This window comes from Streptomyces caelestis (assembly GCF_014205255.1).
GTDB classification, from domain to species: Bacteria; Actinomycetota; Actinomycetes; order Streptomycetales; family Streptomycetaceae; genus Streptomyces; species Streptomyces caelestis.
In genome coordinates this window covers 8,694,935-8,711,655 of record NZ_JACHNE010000001.1, presented here as the reverse complement: position 1 = coordinate 8,711,655, position 16,721 = coordinate 8,694,935, and the positions used below count along the sequence as shown (strand labels likewise).

Annotated in this window: 16 protein-coding genes; 5 read left to right on the top strand and 11 right to left on the bottom strand. The window is 75.5% G+C overall.

Features of this window, described 5'->3' with window-relative positions:
- Nucleotides 1-263: 263 nt before the first annotated feature.
- The 4 genes from HDA41_RS39460 (at nucleotide 264) to HDA41_RS39445 (ending at nucleotide 4,345) form a co-directional block, all read left to right on the top strand.
- Nucleotides 264-1,448, top strand: a complete 1,185-nt coding sequence (locus HDA41_RS39460; protein WP_184992751.1) for an amidohydrolase — start codon at nucleotides 264-266, stop codon at nucleotides 1,446-1,448.
- Between the two features lie 63 nt (nucleotides 1,449-1,511).
- Complete coding sequence (locus tag HDA41_RS39455; protein WP_184992749.1) at nucleotides 1,512-2,045, top strand: DoxX family protein; 534 nt, start codon at nucleotides 1,512-1,514, stop codon at nucleotides 2,043-2,045.
- A gap of 77 nt (nucleotides 2,046-2,122) precedes the next feature.
- Entirely contained in the window at nucleotides 2,123-2,686 is a 564-nt protein-coding gene (locus HDA41_RS39450; protein ID WP_184992747.1) for a hemerythrin domain-containing protein, read from the top strand.
- 417 nt (nucleotides 2,687-3,103) lie between these two features.
- Nucleotides 3,104-4,345 (top strand): MFS transporter, encoded by a 1,242-nt coding sequence (locus tag HDA41_RS39445; RefSeq protein ID WP_221511697.1) that lies wholly within the window; start codon nucleotides 3,104-3,106, stop codon nucleotides 4,343-4,345.
- Nucleotides 4,346-4,591: 246 nt separating this feature from the next.
- Here HDA41_RS39445 and rfaE2 read toward each other — a convergent pair whose 3' ends face one another.
- From rfaE2 to HDA41_RS39395, 10 genes are all read right to left on the bottom strand, one after another.
- Nucleotides 4,592-5,998 (bottom strand): D-glycero-beta-D-manno-heptose 1-phosphate adenylyltransferase, encoded by a 1,407-nt coding sequence (rfaE2, locus tag HDA41_RS39440; RefSeq protein WP_184992743.1) that lies wholly within the window; start codon nucleotides 5,996-5,998, stop codon nucleotides 4,592-4,594.
- On the bottom strand, nucleotides 5,995-6,630 hold the full coding sequence (locus HDA41_RS39435; protein WP_184992741.1) for a D-sedoheptulose-7-phosphate isomerase: 636 nt from the start codon (nucleotides 6,628-6,630) through the stop codon (nucleotides 5,995-5,997). The genes rfaE2 and HDA41_RS39435 overlap by 4 nt, the downstream gene beginning before the upstream one ends.
- 95 nt (nucleotides 6,631-6,725) lie before the next feature.
- Nucleotides 6,726-8,003: a glycosyltransferase gene (locus HDA41_RS39430; RefSeq protein WP_184992739.1), complete on the bottom strand. Its 1,278-nt coding sequence runs from the start codon at nucleotides 8,001-8,003 to the stop codon at nucleotides 6,726-6,728.
- A complete protein-coding gene (locus HDA41_RS39425; RefSeq protein ID WP_184992737.1) occupies nucleotides 8,000-8,965 on the bottom strand; it encodes a glycosyltransferase in 966 nt (321 codons plus the stop codon). Before HDA41_RS39425 ends, HDA41_RS39430 begins: the two co-directional genes overlap by 4 nt.
- Entirely contained in the window at nucleotides 8,962-10,035 is a 1,074-nt protein-coding gene (locus HDA41_RS39420) for a glycosyltransferase family 9 protein (RefSeq protein ID WP_184992735.1), read from the bottom strand. Before HDA41_RS39420 ends, HDA41_RS39425 begins: the two co-directional genes overlap by 4 nt.
- Nucleotides 10,032-10,793: a D-glycero-alpha-D-manno-heptose-1,7-bisphosphate 7-phosphatase gene (locus tag HDA41_RS39415; RefSeq protein ID WP_184992733.1), complete on the bottom strand. Its 762-nt coding sequence runs from the start codon at nucleotides 10,791-10,793 to the stop codon at nucleotides 10,032-10,034. The genes HDA41_RS39420 and HDA41_RS39415 overlap by 4 nt, the downstream gene beginning before the upstream one ends.
- Nucleotides 10,790-11,863 carry a glycosyltransferase family 2 protein gene (locus HDA41_RS39410; RefSeq protein ID WP_184992731.1) on the bottom strand — a complete coding sequence of 358 codons (1,074 nt, stop codon included), beginning with the start codon at nucleotides 11,861-11,863 and terminating at the stop codon, nucleotides 10,790-10,792. The genes HDA41_RS39415 and HDA41_RS39410 overlap by 4 nt, the downstream gene beginning before the upstream one ends.
- Nucleotides 11,860-13,524 (bottom strand): carbamoyltransferase family protein, encoded by a 1,665-nt coding sequence (locus tag HDA41_RS39405; protein ID WP_184992729.1) that lies wholly within the window; start codon nucleotides 13,522-13,524, stop codon nucleotides 11,860-11,862. Before HDA41_RS39405 ends, HDA41_RS39410 begins: the two co-directional genes overlap by 4 nt.
- Nucleotides 13,525-13,590: 66 nt before the next feature.
- On the bottom strand, nucleotides 13,591-14,562 hold the full coding sequence (locus HDA41_RS39400; protein ID WP_184992727.1) for an NAD-dependent epimerase/dehydratase family protein: 972 nt from the start codon (nucleotides 14,560-14,562) through the stop codon (nucleotides 13,591-13,593).
- 464 nt (nucleotides 14,563-15,026) lie between these two features.
- The gene (locus HDA41_RS39395; protein WP_184992725.1) at nucleotides 15,027-15,554 is read right to left on the bottom strand and encodes a hypothetical protein; all 528 of its coding nucleotides are present in this window, start codon (nucleotides 15,552-15,554) and stop codon (nucleotides 15,027-15,029) included.
- Nucleotides 15,555-15,828: 274 nt separating this feature from the next.
- Between HDA41_RS39395 and HDA41_RS39390 the strand changes: the two genes are divergently transcribed.
- Nucleotides 15,829-16,362 (top strand): hypothetical protein, encoded by a 534-nt coding sequence (locus HDA41_RS39390; RefSeq protein ID WP_184992723.1) that lies wholly within the window; start codon nucleotides 15,829-15,831, stop codon nucleotides 16,360-16,362.
- A 27-nt stretch (nucleotides 16,363-16,389) separates the two neighbouring features.
- Here HDA41_RS39390 and HDA41_RS39385 read toward each other — a convergent pair whose 3' ends face one another.
- Entirely contained in the window at nucleotides 16,390-16,713 is a 324-nt protein-coding gene (locus tag HDA41_RS39385; protein WP_020276933.1) for a hypothetical protein, read from the bottom strand.
- Between the last annotated feature and the right edge of the window lie 8 nt (nucleotides 16,714-16,721).

Here is a 16,721-nt window from a genome sequence, read left to right as displayed (position 1 = left end):
ATACCGGCCGAGACACGGCGAGGGCCGCACCAGGGTGAAGCCCGCCAAGGAACACAGCCACACCGGCCGAAACTCAGCCAGTGCCCCCGCACCGGGCAGCGACCTGACCAGCACAGCCGCACCGCCCGAAACGCGGCCAGTGCCGCAGCAGCACGAAACCCGCCGAGGGACACGACCGCACCGGCCGAAACGCGGCGGGTGTCGCCGCCCCGGGCGGTGAAACCCGTCGGGGACACACCGCAGCCGACGCCGGGGAGGCCCCTGTGGACCGCACGCGCGAGGACGTACACCAGGCCGTCCGTGAGGAGGTGGCGGCCCGGGCCGGCGCGCTGTGGGACGTGGCCTCGCGGTTGCACGCGGACCCCGAGTACGCCTTCGCCGAGCACCGGGCCGCGGCCCTGCTGTCGGGTGAGCTGGAACGGGCCGGTTTCGCCGTGGAGCGAGGCGTGGCGGGGATGCCGACCGCGTTCGCCGCGCGCCGGGGCCGGGGCCGGCCCGCCGTGGCGCTGCTGCTGGAGTACGACGCCCTGCCCGGTCTCGGGCACGCGTGCGGCCACAACCTGCTCGCGGCGGCGGGCTTGGGGGCGGCCCTGGCGGTGGGTGCCGTGGCGGAGGAGTCCGCCGGGTCGGTGCTGGCGGTGGGCACGCCCGCCGAGGAGGGCGGGGGCGGCAAGGCCCTGGAGGTGGAGGCCGGGGTGTTCGACGACGTCGACGCGGCGCTGATGTTCCATCCGGGCGTCCACAGCTGGGCGCGGGCGCCGCTGACCGCACAGGTGCAGTACCGGGTGGCCTTCCACGGCCGGGCCGCGCACCCCACGGGGAACCCGACGGAGGGCATCGACGCGCTCGCGGCCCTGGTGGAGCTGTTCAACGTGCTGGCCGTGCTGGGACGGCGGCTGCCGGAGGGCTCTCACGTGCAGGGCATCGTCACCCAGGGCGGCACCGCCACCAACATCGTCCCGGAGTACGCCGAGGGCCTGTTCGGTCTGCGCGCGGCCACCACGCCGGCGCTGGAGGACCTCACGGTACGGCTGCGGGAGTGCGCCGGCGGCGTGGCCCGGGCCACGGGCACGACCGCCGAGGTGGAGCGGGCCACCGTGCGCTACGAGCACTTCCGGGACAGCGAGACGCTGTCCGAGCGGTTCGCCGCGCATCTGTCCCGGGCCGGGATCCCGCTGTCCCCGCCCGTGCCCGGCGTGTACCTGGGGTCGTCCGACATCGGGAACGTCAGTACGCGGGTGCCCGCCATCCACCCGTTCGTCGCGATCATGGACGAGGACGGTTCCGACCACACCCCGGAGTTCGCCGAAGCCGCCGCCTCTCCCCGGGCCCGCGAGGTGCTGCTCGCCGCGACCGAGGCCCTCGCCTGCACCGCCGTGGACGTCCTGCTGTCCGAGGAACTGCGCGAGGAGGCCTGGGCGCGGCACCGGGCGGCGCGAACCGGGTGAGTGCTTCCGCCCCTGGTGGGGAACCCGGCGAACGCCGTACCCACCGACACCCTGGAGAAGGCCATGAGTCTGATGCGCGTACTCGGCCGTCCCATGCTGGCCTCGATGTTCCTCACGGGCGGCCTGAACTCCGTCCGTGACCCGAAGGAGGTCGCCCCCGCCGCCGAGCCTGTCGTGCAACCGGTCACCGAACGCGTCTCGGCGCTGCCGGACCGCACCGAGCAGGTCGTGCGGCTGAACGGCGCCGTGCAGGTCGTGGCCGGGCTGATGCTGGCCACCGGGCGCATGCCGCGTCCGGCCGCGCTGGCCATCGCGGCCACGCTGGTGCCGACGACGCTGGCGGGGCACCGCTTCTGGGAGGCCGAGGACCCTTCGGAGCGGGCGGAGCAGCGGATCCACTTCTTCAAGAACATGTCCATGCTCGGCGGGCTGCTGATCGCCGCGGACGACACCGGGGCCCGCCCCTCGGTGCTGTGGCGCGGCACCCACGCGGCCCGTGGCGTGCGGCGGGACGCCGGGCTCGTGCGGCGCTCCGTCCGTGCCACCGCGGGCTCGGCCGCCGCGGCCGGGCGTGTCCGGGCCAAGCTCCCGGGCTGAGCGGTCGAACGGGGGTTCTCGGACCGCGCGTTAGCCCCCTGGGGCTTGGGGGACCCGGGGGGCTGGAGGTGAAGGACATGGGACACGGAGGAAACGTCATCGACGAGCTGGTGACCGATCACCGCGAAGTCGAGGAGATGTTCGGCAAGATCGAGGGGCTGCCGTCCGGTCACAAGGACCGCAAGACGTACGCGGACCAGGTCACCATCGAGCTGGTGCGGCACTCGGTGGCCGAGGAGGCCTACCTCTATCCGGCCGTACGCGAGCACGTGGCCAACGGGGACGCCCTCGCCGACCAGGAACTCCAGGACCACGCCACGGCCGAGCGGATCATGAAGGACCTGGAGGGCTGTGACGCGGGCGACGCCGACTTCGACCGGCTGATGGGCATGCTGATGAGCGAGATCCGCTCGCACATCGCCGACGAGGAGGGCAACCTCTTCCCGGCGCTGCGGCAGGCCTGTCCGATGGACACGCTCAACGAGCTGGGCGAGAAGGTCCGGAAGGCGAAGAAGACCGCCCCGACCCGGCCCCACCCGGCCGCCCCCGACAAGCCTCCGGCGAACAAGCTCCTGGCCCCGGGCACCGGCATGATCGACCGGCTGCGCGACGCGCTGACCGGTCGCGGCAAGTCGGAGTAGAGCGGCCACCGCCGCACACCGCCGTACAGGAGAAGGGCCCGTCGCCCCGGCGACGGGCCCTTCTTTGTCCGCTGTGGCCGCCGTCACGTGACGCGGCCCCGGCGAGGCCGATGTCCGACGGCTGTGATCAACCACACTCGCGGCGTCAAATCTCAGGAGGCTGGGGGAGGTTGAGAGGTACGGGAGCGGCGGACGAGCTGCGGATGGAACCGACTCGGGGGTCCCCTCTGCCACGATGGTCGGCGCCGTATCCGGCGAGGGGAGCCACCGCGCAGCGCAGCCGGTGCTTCTCGCTCTCCTCGTCCCCCTCCTGCTGAGTCCCCCGACTCGTCTTGCGAGTACCGCACTGTGTCTTCGTCGCCCTCCCCTGCCCAGCCCGTCTCACGCTCGCCCTGGCGGTCGCTGCGATATCGCAGCATGCGCTGGTGGTCCGTCGCGAACTTCGTGTCGAACGCCGGTACGTGGATGCAGCTCACGGTGCAGAACCTGCTGGTCCTCCAGATCACCGGGTCCCCCGCCGCGACGGGGTTGTCCATGTCCGTGCAGGCCGCGCCTGCCCTGCTGATGAGCGTCCTCGGCGGCGCGGCCGTCGACCGGTGGCCCCGCAAGCTGACGGCGACCGTGAGCCAGACGCTGCTCGGCGCGATCGCCTTCACGACGGCCGTGCTCGTGGCGCTGGACCGGCTCGACATGACGTCCCTGATGGTGCTGGCCGCCGTCACAGGTGTCGTCGCGACCGTCGACAACCCGGCGTGTGCGCTGCTGGGCAACGATCTCGTCCCGCCGGAGGACGTGCCCTCGGCCATCGGGGTCGGGGCCCTGGTGCACCAGTCGGGCAGGCTCGTGGGAGCGGCCATGGCCGGGGTTGCGGTGGGGTTCCTCGGCACGTCCGCGGCGTACTTCGCGAACGGCGTGTCGTTCCTGTTCGTGGCCTCGGTCATTCCGTTCCTGCGGCCGGCTGCCGGGGCGGTGCGGGAGGTCACCGCGGGCCCGAAGCACACCGGCTCGGACATGTCCGTGCGCGAGGGGCTGGCCTTCTTCGCCCGCCGGCCGCGTCTGATGGCACTCGCCGGGGTGACCGGGATCAGCGCGGTGTTCGGCCGCAACTACGGGCTCACCCTGGCCGTCCTCGTCACCGGGCCGCTCGCGGGTGGTGCCGGTTCGTTCGGCACGGTGTCGACCGTGCTCGCCGTCGGCGGCATCCTCGGCGCGATTCTGGGCGCCCGGCTGCGCCGGCCGTCCGTGCGGCTCGTGGGGGCGCTGGCGGCAGCCGGGGCGCTGCTCCAGGTGGTGGCGGGGCTGTCGCCGTCGCTCGCGGTGCTGATCGTGCTCGTGCTGCCGATGGCCGTGGTGGAGTCCGTCTCCGACACCACCGGCACGGCCGTCCTCCAGACCGACCCGCCCGCCCATCTGCGGGGTCGCGTGCTGGGCGTGTGGGGCAGCATCGGCACGGTGTGGAGCCTGGGCGGCCCGCCCGCACTCGGCCTCCTCATGGAACTGGCCGGCGCCCGTGGCGCCCTCGTCACCGGCGGCCTGCTCATCGCCGGCTCGATCGGCGCGGGCTACCTGCTGCAACAGCGCCACACCCCGACGCCGGTGGTGATCCGGACGGAGGAGGGCGACGTCCATGGGCAGCCGGCACTGAGCACGGCGGCCTGAGCGGGCGCGTGGCGGGGGGCGGCGGCGACTTCTGGCCGCGACCGCCTGAGGCGAATCCCAGGCCGACGCGGCGGTCGGCCGCGGCTGCGGAGAGAGCCGGCCGACCGCTCGGGCCCGGACGGGACCCGCGGGGTTCGAGCCGCTGGCCGACCGGCCCACCCCGGAGGGGCTCACACAGCCCCACAACCGGTCGGCCGGGCTGCTTCCCCGGCGGGAGCCCCTCAGCCGCAGGTCAGCCGGACGTCGTCAGGAGCCCGACGGTCGCAGGGCCACCGTCGCCGCCTTTGCCGCCCGGCGGGTCAGGAGGGTCGTGGAGCGGCCGTCGAGGTAGGGCAGGACCACGGCCTGGCCGCCCCAGGTGCGGAGCACCTCCGCCTCGGGCAGGTCCTGGACCGAGTAGTCGCCGCCCTTGACCCAGACGTCAGGGCGCAGCCGGGCCAGTACGCCCTCGGGGGTGTCCTCCTCGAAGACCACGACGGCGTCGACGCTGCCGAGCGCGGCGAGGACGCGGGCGCGGTCCGCCGCCGGGTTGAGCGGGCGGCCCGGGCCCTTGCGGCGGGTGACGGACGCGTCGGAGTTCAGGCACACGATGAGGCAGTCGCCGATGCGCCGGGCGCTCTCCAGCAGGCCGACGTGACCGGCGTGCACCAGGTCGAAGCAGCCGCCGGTGGCGACGACGGTGCCGCCGCGGGCCCGGACGCTCTCCGCGAGGGCGAACGCGTCGGTCGCGGGGTCGTCCGCGGGGCCGGGCGGCGGCTCGGTCCGCCACAGGTCGGGGTTGCCCGCGCCGCCGGCCGCGACGAACGCGGCGGCCTCGGCGACGGCCCGTTGCAGCGCCTCCTCGGGGAGCAGGCCGTCGGCGAGGGCCGCCGCCGTCGTCGCGGCGAAGCAGTCGCCCGCGCCGCACGGGTCGCCGGCAGCCCGGAAGGGCACGGGGACGAGCATCGGCGTACCGGAGCCGGGCCGGGCGAGCAGTACCCCGCGGTCGCCCAGGGTGACGGCGACGCCCGCCGCGCGCCAGCGTTCCGCCAGCCGTGCTCCCCGCTCGGCGTACGCACCCAGTGACGTCCCTCCGGAGCCGGGGTACAGGGCTCGTGCCTCCGCCGCGTTGGGGGTGACGAGCCGGGCTCCGGGCACGGGCGGGTCGCCGTCGGGGTGCGGGTCCCACACCAGGGGTGTGCGGCGGGCGGCGTCCTCGAGGTGGGGCCGCAGGGCGCCCGCGGTGTGGCGCCCGTAGTCGGCGACCAGGATCGCGCGGGCGTCCGCCAGTGCCTCCCGGACGGCGTCGTCGGGTTCGCCGGGGGTGCCGCCGCCCCGGTCGATGCGTACGACGGGCCGGCCGCCCGCGAGGACGCGGGTCTTGACCGGCAGGGTGCCCTTGAGCGGGAGTTCCAGCAGCCGGACCCGGTCGCGCAGGTCACGCCGTACGGCCTCGCTGGCCTCGTCGTCACCGAGCGCGGTCACCAGGACCACGTCCCGGCCGCCGCGGGCGGCGAGTGCGGCGGCCAGTCCGGCTCCTCCCGGGTGCCGCCGGTCACCGGTGACGTCGACGACGGGGGCGGGGGCGTCCGGCGAGAGCCGGGTGGAGACGCCTTCGATGTCCTCGTCGAGGAGGACGTCCCCGACGACCGCGAGCGGTTCCGGTCCGGTCATGGCGTGCTCCCGTGGGTGAGGACCGTGCGCCGTGCGAGCGGTGTGGACACGGCCGTGTCGAAGCACTCGCAGAGCAGGTGGACGGCGACGAGGTGGATCTCCTGGACGTTCGCGGTGCTGTCCGCGTCGACGCACAGGGCTTCGTGGGCGGCTTCGGCGAGGGGGTTCGGGCCGCGCCCGGTGAGCGCCCAGACGCGCAGTCCGGCCTGCCGCGCGGTCACGGCCGCGGCGACGAGGTTGGCGCTGCGGCCGGAGGTGGACAGCAGCATCAGGATGTCGCCGGGGCGGCCGTGGGCGGTGACCTGGCGGGCGTAGACGTGGTCGAAGCCGTAGTCGTTGCCGATGGCGGTCACGCTGGACGTCTCGGCGTGCAGGGCGAGCGCGGAGTAGGCGCGGCGTTCCCGGCGGTAGCGGCCGACCAGTTCGGCGGTGAGGTGCTGGGCCTGGGCGGCACTGCCGCCGTTGCCCGCGGCGAGCAGCCGGCCGCCGCCGGTGAGGACGTCGGCCAGCAGGCCGCCCCAGTCCGCGATCCGTCCGAGGCCGTGCCGGCGGAACCGGCCGAGTGCCTCTTCCAGTGACCGGCAGTGCAGGCGGGCGGCATCGAGCGCGGGGTGTGCAGGGTGTTCGCTCATGCTGTTCGGGCGTGCCGCCGCCCGGTGGACGGTGGCGGACCCACACCTCCTTCGGTCTTCGGGCATCGGCTGCGGCGGGTCGGGGACGGATCGGTTCAGCCGGCGCCCGTCGCGGCGGGCTCGGCGTCGAGGACCTCGCAGTAGGCGGCCTCGGTGGCCGCGGCGACCCGGCCCCAGCCGTAGCGGCTCAGGACCCGGCGGCGGCCGGCCGCCCCGCACGCCTCGCGGGCCGCCGGGTCGGCGAGCAGGCCGGCGACGGCGCGGGCCAGGGCCTCCGGGTCGCGGGGCGGCACCAGCCGTCCGGTGCCCGGGTCGGCGACGGTGTCGAGCTGCCCGCCGACCGCGCTGGCCACGACGGGCACGCCGCAGGCCATGGCTTCCAGCGGGACGATGCCGAAGGGCTCGTAGTCGGCCGGGCACACGACGACGTCGGCGGAGCGCAGCAGCGGCGGCACCTCCTCGCTGGGCACGGCGCCGGTGAAGCGGACCCGGTCGGCGACGCCGGCGTCCCGGGCGATGCCGCGCAGCCGCCGGACCTCCGGGTCGTTGTCGAGCCGGTCCGCGGGCGGCCCGCCGACCACGACGAGCTCGGTGCCGGGCAGCCGGGCCAGCGCGGCGACGGCCACCGCGGCGCCCTTGCGCGGCACCAGCCGGCCCAGCTGGACCAGCCGGTGCGGATACGGTCCGCGCGGCACGGCCGGGCCCTTCGGGGTGAACCGGTCGGGGTCGACACCGCACGGCACGATGCCGATCTTGTGCGGGGGTATGCCCATGCGGGTCAGTTCGGCGGCCTCGTCCCGGCAGGTGGCGACGACCCGGTCGCACCCCAGCCCGACCTTGATCTCGCCGGGGATCCGCTCCGGTGGGCTGGTGTCGGCGTGGCGCTGGTGCCGGCGCTTCACGGTGCCGAGGGCGTGATACGTGTGCAGCAGGGGCAGCCCGTGCGCGCGGGTCGCCCGCAGGGCGGCCAGGCCCGACATCCAGTAGTGCGAGTGCACGAGGTCGGGGGCCCGGGTGCGCCAGCCGCGCGCCAGGTAGTGGCCGAACTCGCCCATGTACGGCAGGAGTTCGTCCTTGGGGAGCGGCTCGGCCGGTCCGGCGGGGACGTGGTGCACCTCGACGCCGTCGCGCAGCTCCACCCGGCAGGGCAGGTCGGGCGCGTCCCGGCGGGTGTAGACGGTGACGCGGTGGCCGCGGTCGGCGAGCGCCCCGGCGAGGCAGGCGACGTGGACGTTCTGGCCGCCGGCGTCCACCCCGCCGAGCGCGGCGAGCGGACTGGCGTGCTCCGAGACGAGCGCGATCGTGAGGACGCCGGGGTCGAGGGGGTCGCCGCCGAGCGGTCCGGTGGGGAAGGGGCTGAGGGACGGGGTCATGAGCACACCTCCGTGATCAGGTGCTCCCAGTCGGCCAGGAAGCGCTTGAGCCCGTAGCGTTCAAGGGCCGCCTGCCGGGCCCGGGCTCCGTCCGCGGCCGCGGCCTCGGGTTCGTGGAGGTAGCGGCGGGCGGCCCGGGCCAGGACATCGGGGCGGGTGGAGAGGGTGCCCGCGCCGGGCGGCACCGCCTCGACGGCCTCGGTGGTGGCGAGGGCCAGGACGGGCAGGCCGAGGTGCATCGCCTCCAGCAGGGACAGCCCGAGGGAGGTCCAGCGCACCGGGTGCAGGTACATGCGGCGTTCGGCCATGGCCGGGTGCAGCTCGCTCTGGGGCAGGTCGGCGGTGCGGCACCGGTCCGGTGGCAGGCCGAGCCGGCCGGCCAGGCCCTCGGTGCCCATGCCGAACACGTCGAGCGGCACCGCCTCGGCCAGGGTGGGCAGCAGGTCCGTACCGGTGTACCGGGCGCGTCGCACGGGTTCGTTGACGACGACGGCCGCGCGGGCGAGCCGGCCGGTGTAGCGGTGGCCCGGGTCGACGATGCCGTGTTCGACGACCTCGGTGCGCGTGGTGCCGCAGTCCCAGAACAGCCGGTTGAAGTGCGTGACGTGCACGACGGTCAGGTCGGCGCGGTCGGCGCACGGATGCCGGGTGTCCGGTACGTCGCCGTCGGGCGCGTTGTGCTCCAGGTACACGGCGGGCACGTCCCGGCCGGGGCGGCGGCCGCCGAGCCGGCGTTCCGCCAGCTCCAGCTCGTGCGGCCGTTGCAGGAGGACCAGGTCAACGTGCGTGTCGCGGAGTTCCTCCGGGGTGACCTCGCGCACGGAGGCGGGCCAGGAGAAGGTGCGGGCCCGCCCCAGGCCGTCCGGGTCGCGGCCCGGGGTGACGGGGACGAGGTAGGTGTGCGGGCCCTGGACGAACGCGGTCGTCCAGGAGCCGTGCACGTGCCACAGCAGGATGTTCATACGGCCGCTCCTCGCTCCGTCTGTTCTCCCTGGTCCACCGGGTCGTCCGTGAGGGCCGCCACGGCGGCGAGCACCTCGGCGTCGCCGATGCCGTCCAGGCAGGGGTGGCCCGGCACGGGGCAGTGCCGGGCCCGGGTGTTGGCACACGCGGCGTGCCGGTCGCCGAGCAGGACGTGCGGTACGCCGTAGGGGGCCCACCGTTCGGCCGGCACGACCGGTGCGAAGAGGCTGACGACGGGTGTGCCGACGGCGGCGGCGAGATGGGCCGGTCCGGTGTTCCCGGCCACGACGACCCGCGCCCCGGTGAGGACTCCGGCCAGGTGCGGCAGGTCGGTGGCGCCGCCGAGGTCCAGCGCGTGCCGCCCGGCGACCCGCGCGGTCAGCTCCCGCTCGGCGCGGCCTCCGGTGACGACGACCCGGAACCCCTCGGCGGACAGGGCGGCGACGGCGCGCGCCGCCCGGCCGGGGGTCCAGGCCCGGGCGGGGACGGCGGCGCCGGGGTGGACGACGACGTACGGCTCCGGGCCGGTGAGGTGGGTGGTGGGGGGCGGCGGTGTGACGCGCAGCCGGCCGTCGTCGCCGGGCGGAAGGGCGTAGCCGGCGGTGACGGCCAGGTCGAGGGCGGCGAGGGCCTCATGGCGGTGCGGCGGTCTGCGGTGCCGCAGGTCGAGCAGCGCGCCCGGGTAGTCCTCGCTGTCGGCGGCCGTCCATCCGACCCCGGCGAGCCTCAGCAACAGGGCGATCGGCAGCGGGCTCTGGTGGTACGACACGAGGACGAGCGCCCGGTCGAAGCGGCCCGCCGTGAGCGTCTCCATCAACCGCCGGGTGGCCGCCCGTGTGACCGGCGGCGGCTCCAGCCCGACCCAGGGGGCGTCGTAGGTCAGCACGTCGTCCGCCCCGGGCAGCATCCGCCCCGCCGCGGCGCCCTGCGGCCCGCACAGCAGCGCGGTGTACGAGGACCCGGCCGCGACGGCCCGCACGGCGGGCCCGGCCAGGAGCACGTCGCCGGCGCTGTCGAGACGGACGACGAGGGTCCGGGGCAGGCGGCTGCGGGAACGGAGGGGTGTCATCGCGGCCCTCCTGTGGGCAGGGCGTGCCGGCGCGGTGGTGTCGCCGGCCCGGGTGGGTCGCCTCGCCGCTCCCCCGCGGGCCGGGCCGCACCCCGCCGCGGCTCTCCCTCCCGCACCCCCGGACCCCGCCGCGGCCCTCCCGTCGGCGCCGCCGCGCGCTCCGGATCCAGGACCAGGCGCACCGCACCGAGCAGGTCGGCGGCCGTCGCGTCGGCCTCCGTGACCTCCTCGGGAAGCGTGGCGGGCGTGGGGACCAGGATGCCCCGGGCCTCTGCCGCACGGGCGGCCTCCATGTCGGCCCCGATGTCGCCGATGACGACGGTGCGTTCGGGCGGGACGGCGAGCCTGCGGCACGCGGCCAGGATCAGTCCGGGGGCCGGTTTGCGGCAGCCGCAGCCCTCCCCCGGCCCGTGCGGGCACACGGCCCAGACGGCGAACGTCCCGAGCAGCTCCTCCACCCTCAGGCGTACGTCCTCCACCTGGCGAGGGGTCAGCAGACCACGGGCCAGGCCCGACTGGTTGGTCACGACGCCGACGGGGATCCCGGCGGCGCGCACGGCGTCGACGGCCTCCCGCGCGCCGGGCATGAGCGCGACCCGGGCCGGGTCCCCGTTGTAGGGGACGTCGGCGACGAGCGTGCCGTCGCGGTCGAAGAGGACGGCCGCGGGGAGCGGGCCGCCGGGGTCGTGCGGGGGCTGCGGCACGCCGGTGGGCCCGTACGCCCCGGAGAGCAGCCAGGGACCGGTGGGCCGGGTCATGACCGCAGCCGTTCCCTGACCGCCGGGCGGGGCGCGGGCGCCGGCTCGCCGGTCCCGAGCGGGGTGAGCGGCCGGGCCTTACGGTGCGCGAGTCGCCCGCGCAGCCAGTGCCAGGTCGCGGCCGGCGGGACGATCGTGCTGGTCACGGCCATGGTGAGCACCTCGTCGCGGGTGCGCGGTCCGGGCAGGATCCGGGCCAGGGCGAACTCGGCCGTGCCGGCCAGCCATGCGGCGGCGCAGGCCCCGGCCAGTCGGTGCCGGCCGAGCAGGGCGCAACCCAGCGCCGTCACCGCAGCCCCGGTCACGGCCAGGTGCGCGGGCAGCCGCCCGCGGGGTGCCTCCGCCCGGCGCCACCAGTGGCGGCCGTGCAGCCGGGTCATCAGCACGTCGTCGGCGTTGCCGGCCTGGAGCCGGACGGAGATCCAGCGCCCGGCCGGCCGCACGGGGTGGGTGGTGGTGCGCCGGCCCCCGGTGAGCGTCCAGCCGGCGTCGAGGATGCGCAGGGCGAGGTCGGCGTCCTCCCGGAAGGCACGCCGGAAGCGCTCGTCGAATCCGCCGACGGCGGCCAGCGCGGCCCGGCGGTACGCCATGTCGGCGGTGATCCAGTGGGCGCCGGCGAGTCCGGCCGTGTTGCGTTCCCAGTCGGTCGGTCGGCGGTCGGTGGGCAGCGGCACCTCGATCCGGGCGGTGATCCCGGCGGTCCGCTCGGTCGCTGCGGCCAGGTCCAGCGTGAGGTCGTCGCCCCAGGTGGGACCGGGTACGACGTCGTCGTCGAGGAAGACGATCCAGGGCACGTCACCGGCCGCCCGCCAGCCGACGTTGCGTGCGGCGGCGGGTCCGCGCGCCCCGCCGGGCACGACGATGGTGCGCGAGCGCAGGGACGGCGGGACGTCGGCGGTGAGGGGCGGGCGGACCGGGCCGGGCCGGTCGTCGACGAGGACCACCCGGAGCGGCCCCGGTCCGCTCGCCTCGGCCAGGGCGTGCAGGCACACGCGCAGACCGGGCCGGCCGAGGGTCGGGACGACGACGGCGTACTCGGCGTCCCGGCTGCGGGGGTGGGTCTCGGTCATCGCAGGCCTCCGGGATCCTCGGAACGGAACAGGCCGCCGCGGCGGATGGCGTAAGGGCCGATGGCCAGCAGGTCGACGGGTGAGGAGCCGAAGCACTCCAGGGCGTCGCGCGGGTCGTCGACCATGGGCCGCCCGGCCGTGTTGAGGCTGGTGTTGACGACGACGGGGAGGCCGGTGAGCCGCTCGAACTCGCCGAGCACGCGGGCCACCAGCGGTTCGCGGGCCGGGTCGACGGTCTGGATGCGGGCGGTGCCGTCGACGTGGACGACGGCGGGGACGCGGTCCCGCCAGTCCGGGGCGACGTCGTGCACGAACAGCATGTACGGGCTGGGCAGCGGGCCGTCGAAGATCTCGGCGGCGCGGTCGGCGAGGACTATCGGGGCGACGGGCCGGAACTGCTCGCGGCCCTTGACGTCGTTGAGCCGTTCCAGGTTGCCCGCGTGCCCGGGGTGGGCGAGCAGGGAGCGGTGGCCGAGCGCCCGGGGGCCGTATTCGGACCGCCCCTGGAACCAGGCGACGATCGCGTTGTCCGCGAGGGCCCGGGCGACGGTGGCGGCGATGTCCGGGGGCCGTTCGAAGGGCACGGCGGCCGTCTTCAGCCAGGCTCCGAGCTCCGCGTCGGACCAGTCCCGGCCGAGGTCGGCGCCGGCCATGGGCTCCGGCTCGTCGCCCTCTCCGGCGGACAGCAGCAGGGCGCCGCCCAGGGCGGTACCGGCGTCTCCGGCGGCGGGCTGCACCCACACCCGGGAGAAGGGGCCCTCGCGGGCGATACGGGAGTTGGCGACGCAGTTGAGGGCGACGCCACCGGCGAGCGTGAGCACCTGGTCGTGGGTACGGCCGTGCAGCCAGCGCACCAGGTCGAGCAGGGTCTCCTCCAGCACGGCCTGGGCGCTGGCGGCGACGTCGGCGTGGTCCTGGGTCCACGGCTCGTCGGGCCCGCGCGGTGCGCACAGCTCGTGCCAGGGCACGCCGGTGGCGTGGAAGCCGCCGTCGCCGGTCGGGTACACGTGGCGGCGCAGTTCGGCGAGCATGCGCGGGGTGCCGTGGGAGGCGAGGGCCATCACCTTGAACTCGTCGGAGGAGCGCAGGAAGCCGAGGTGTTCGGTGAGTTCCTCGTAGACGAGGCCGAGCGAGTGCGGCAGGTCCTGGGCGTGCAGCGCCTCCAGCCGGTCCCCCACGCGGCGTGCGGCGAGGTGGGAGGCGCGTTCGCCGCGGCCGTCCAGGACCAGCACGGAGGAGTCGCCGGCGTCCGGTGCGGCGAAGGCGCTGGAGGCGGCGTGGGCCATGTGGTGCGGCACGAAGCGGACGATGCCGGGGTCGAGGCCGGGCAGGGCCGTCCGCAGGAAACCGGGTGCCTCGCGGGCGTAGGTCAGCCGCAGGTGGTCCCACGGGTCGTCCAGGCCCATGTCCCCGGCCGGCCGGGCGAGCGCCGGGTCGAAGGAGTAGGTGACCGCGTCGAGGTCCTGCGGGCGCAGCCCGGCCCGCTTCAGGCACCAGGCGGCGGCCTTCTCGGGCAGCTCCCAGGCGGAGAACGGCAGGGGCCGCTTCCCGTGCTTGCGCCGGGAGAACCGCTCCTCCTCCGCGGCGGCGACGGTCCGCCCGTCGATCACCAGGGCGGCGGCGGGGTCGTGGAAGAGGGCGTTGATTCCGAGGATGCGCATGGAGGTGGCGGCCCTTTCGGCGGTCGGGAGGAAACCGGGACGCGGTGGTGCGGGAGCCCGGGCGGGTCAGTCGTCGGTTCCGTCCTCGCGGAACCAGGCGATCGTGCGCCGCAGCCCCTCCTCGGCGCGCACCAGCGGTTCCCAGCCGAGCTTGTCGCGGGCCAGCGTGATGTCCGGGCAGCGCACGGCCGGGTCGTCCACCGGGCGTTCGATGAAGCGGATCTCCGAGGGAGAGCCGGCGAGTTCGACGACCAGCCGGGCCAGGTCGAGCATGGTGATCTCGGTCGGGTTGCCGATGTTGACGGGGCCGCGCATGCCGTGGGCGGCCGCCGCGAGGATGCCGCGCACGGTGTCGTCGACGTAGCACAGCGACCGGGTCTGGCGGCCGTCCCCGGTCACGGTGAGGGGCTCGCCTGCCAGGGCCTGCCGTACGAAGGTCGGCACCGCGCGTCCGTCGTGGCCGCGCATCCGCGGGCCGTAGGTGTTGAACAGCCGCACGATGCAGGTGTCGGTGCCGTGGGTGTCGGCGTGGGCGGTGGTCAGCGCCTCGCCGAAGCGTTTGGCCTCGTCGTAGACGCTGCGCGGGCCGACCGGGTTGACGTTGCCCCAGTAGCGCTCGTCCTGGGGGCTCTGCTGCGGGTCGCCGTAGACCTCGGAGGTCGAGGCGAGGACGAAGCGGGCGCGGGAGGACCGGGCGAGTTCCAGGGCGTTGCGGGTGCCGAGGCTGCCCGTCTCCATGGTGTGCAGCGGGAGTCGCAGGTAGTCCGCCGGGGACGCCGGGGAGGCGAAGTGCAGAACGAGGTCGGGCGTCCGCTTGGTCCGCAGCCCCTCGGTGACGTTGGCCTGCACGAGCGTGAAGCCGGTCCGCTCGAGCAGCGGGGTTATGTTCTCGGGCCGGCCGGTGCTGAAGTCGTCCACGCAGGTGACGGCCGCGCCCGCGTCCAGCAGAGCGGCGCACAGGTGGGAGCCGACGAACCCGGCGCCGCCCGTGACGACGGCGTGCTCCCACTCCCAGCTCCGTGAAAGGGCGGTGGTCATCTCGGTCTTCCCTCCGTCAGCGGCGTCACTGCCCGGCACGACCGTGTGCGCTTCCGACCGCCGAGGGTGGCCGGAGACCGTCGAGCCCACGATCAGCGTCCGCCTACCGTGCGACCGGGGCACGGTCGCTTACGGCAAACCGGTGAGTCACTGAGGGTGAGGCGCTGGGGTACCCGCGGTTCGTGCAGGTCGGGCGCGGGGGGGGGGGGGGGGGAGCTGGGAGCGGGAGCTCGTCCCGCCTGCTGCCGCGCGTGCGACGGGGCGTGCGGGCGCAGGCGCTCGGACAGACGGGCCGAAACCGCGACGGGCCGACGGCCGGGGCCGCCGCAGGTCTCCGGACCGACGCTGTCGCGGACCGGGGGCCAACGCCCTCTCGAACCGGCGGAAAGACACCACCGGAGGTCGGCGACGGAGGCCGCCGTGAGCCGGTGGGGCGGGCCCCGTAGGGGGACACCCCCGCCGTGTCAGGCGATCAGCGTGCGGCCCGGGTGCAGGCGGTCGAGGAGTTGGGAGTGGTGCAGCTCGGCCACGGGGGCGAGCAGGTCGGGGTGGCGCAGCAGGGCGGCGGCGCGCTGGTCGCCGGCGTCGGGCGCGATGAGCCGGCGGAACTCGGCCGGTGAGCCGGTGCTGTGGCCGCCCTCGGCGAGCGCGGCCACCGCCAGGGCGGCCAGCTCCGGGTCGGTGAGCAGACTGGCCGCCCAGCTCGCCACGACCTCGTCCACCCAGGTGCGCCAGGCGTGCGCGTCCACGTCGTCGCCGAGGGACGCGTCGGCGCCGGTGAGCCAGTCAAGGCGCGCGGAGCCGCCCGGGCCCGCCACACCGACGAGGGCGGCGTCCATCGCCGTCGGGTACCTGAGCCATGCCGCGACCGTCACGGCCTGCCGGGCCTGCACCTCGCACAGCGCGGAGGCGAGCGCGCCGCCGGAGGCGGGGAAGGCGCGGGTCAGCCACTGGGCGGTCGCCGCTATGACAGGGGAGAGATCTGCTTGCACTGCCGGGCCGTCCGAGGGGTGGGGAAGCGGGGATCTGCCCGTAGACGGTAGTCGCCGCTCCGCGCACCCGGACGTGATGGGGACCTCGTCGATGATGTGGCCTCGGCCACATCGCATGGGAGGGGGGCGCAGGAGGCCGATCCCGTTTCGCCGGGAAGGGCCCGGGCACCCGCCCCGCGTAATCCTCCGCAAACCGGGAATGTCTGGCGAAACGCCCGTCCGGAACGGTTACGGCCATCCTGGGGCAGGGCCGGAGCAGGACAGGAGCAGTGTCATGACGGAACAGCGAACGGATCCGCCGGGCGCCCAGCGTGCTCCGGCCACCGACATGGCGCTGCTGGGCATCTACCTCAACGACCATCTCGCCGGTGCCACCGCCGGGACCGCGCGGATTCGCTATCTGCTGCGCTCGTGCCGGGGTACGGCGCTCGCCGACGCGCTGGCCCCGGTCGCCGCCGAGGTCGCCGAGGACCGGGCGAGCCTGCTCCACATCATGCGGCGGCTCGACGTCCCGGTACGGCGCTACAAGGTCTACGCGGGCCGGGCGGCCGAGCAGATGGGCCGGCTGAAGAGCAACGGCAGCCTGGTACGGCGGTCCCCGCTGAGCACGCTGTGGGAGCTGGAGGCGCTGAGTCTGGGGGTGGAGGGCAAGACGGCCGGCTGGCAGACGCTGCGCGACCTGGCCACCACGGACGCGCGCCTCGACGGACGGCAGCTCGACGACCTCGTCGAGCGGGCCCGGCGGCAGCGCGCCACGCTGGAGGAACTGCGCCGCGAGCAAGTCGGGGTCGCGTTCCGCGGGACCTGACGCACAGACCCCGCCCACCGCCCGGACTTACCAGAACCTGCTGCTCAGAGCCGGCTGATGTGACAGTTCCACGGCGTCCCGCAGCCGCAGCGCGACGCTGATGGTGGCGCGCAGGGCGGACGGGCGGACCGTCTGGGCGGTCTCGGTGGCCAGGACCAGCAGGCAGGCCGCCGCCTGCTCGACGACCGGCACGGGGAGGATGAAGTCGTTGTCGGCGGCCGCGCGGAACGCCTTCAGGGGGATCGCGGCCCCGTCGATGGCCCGGTGCGCGGCCTGCTCCAGGTGCTGTGCGGCCTGTTCGCACACGGGGGCCGGCAGGGCGATGGTGCGCTGGAACGGTGAACTCGTCATGCCCGACT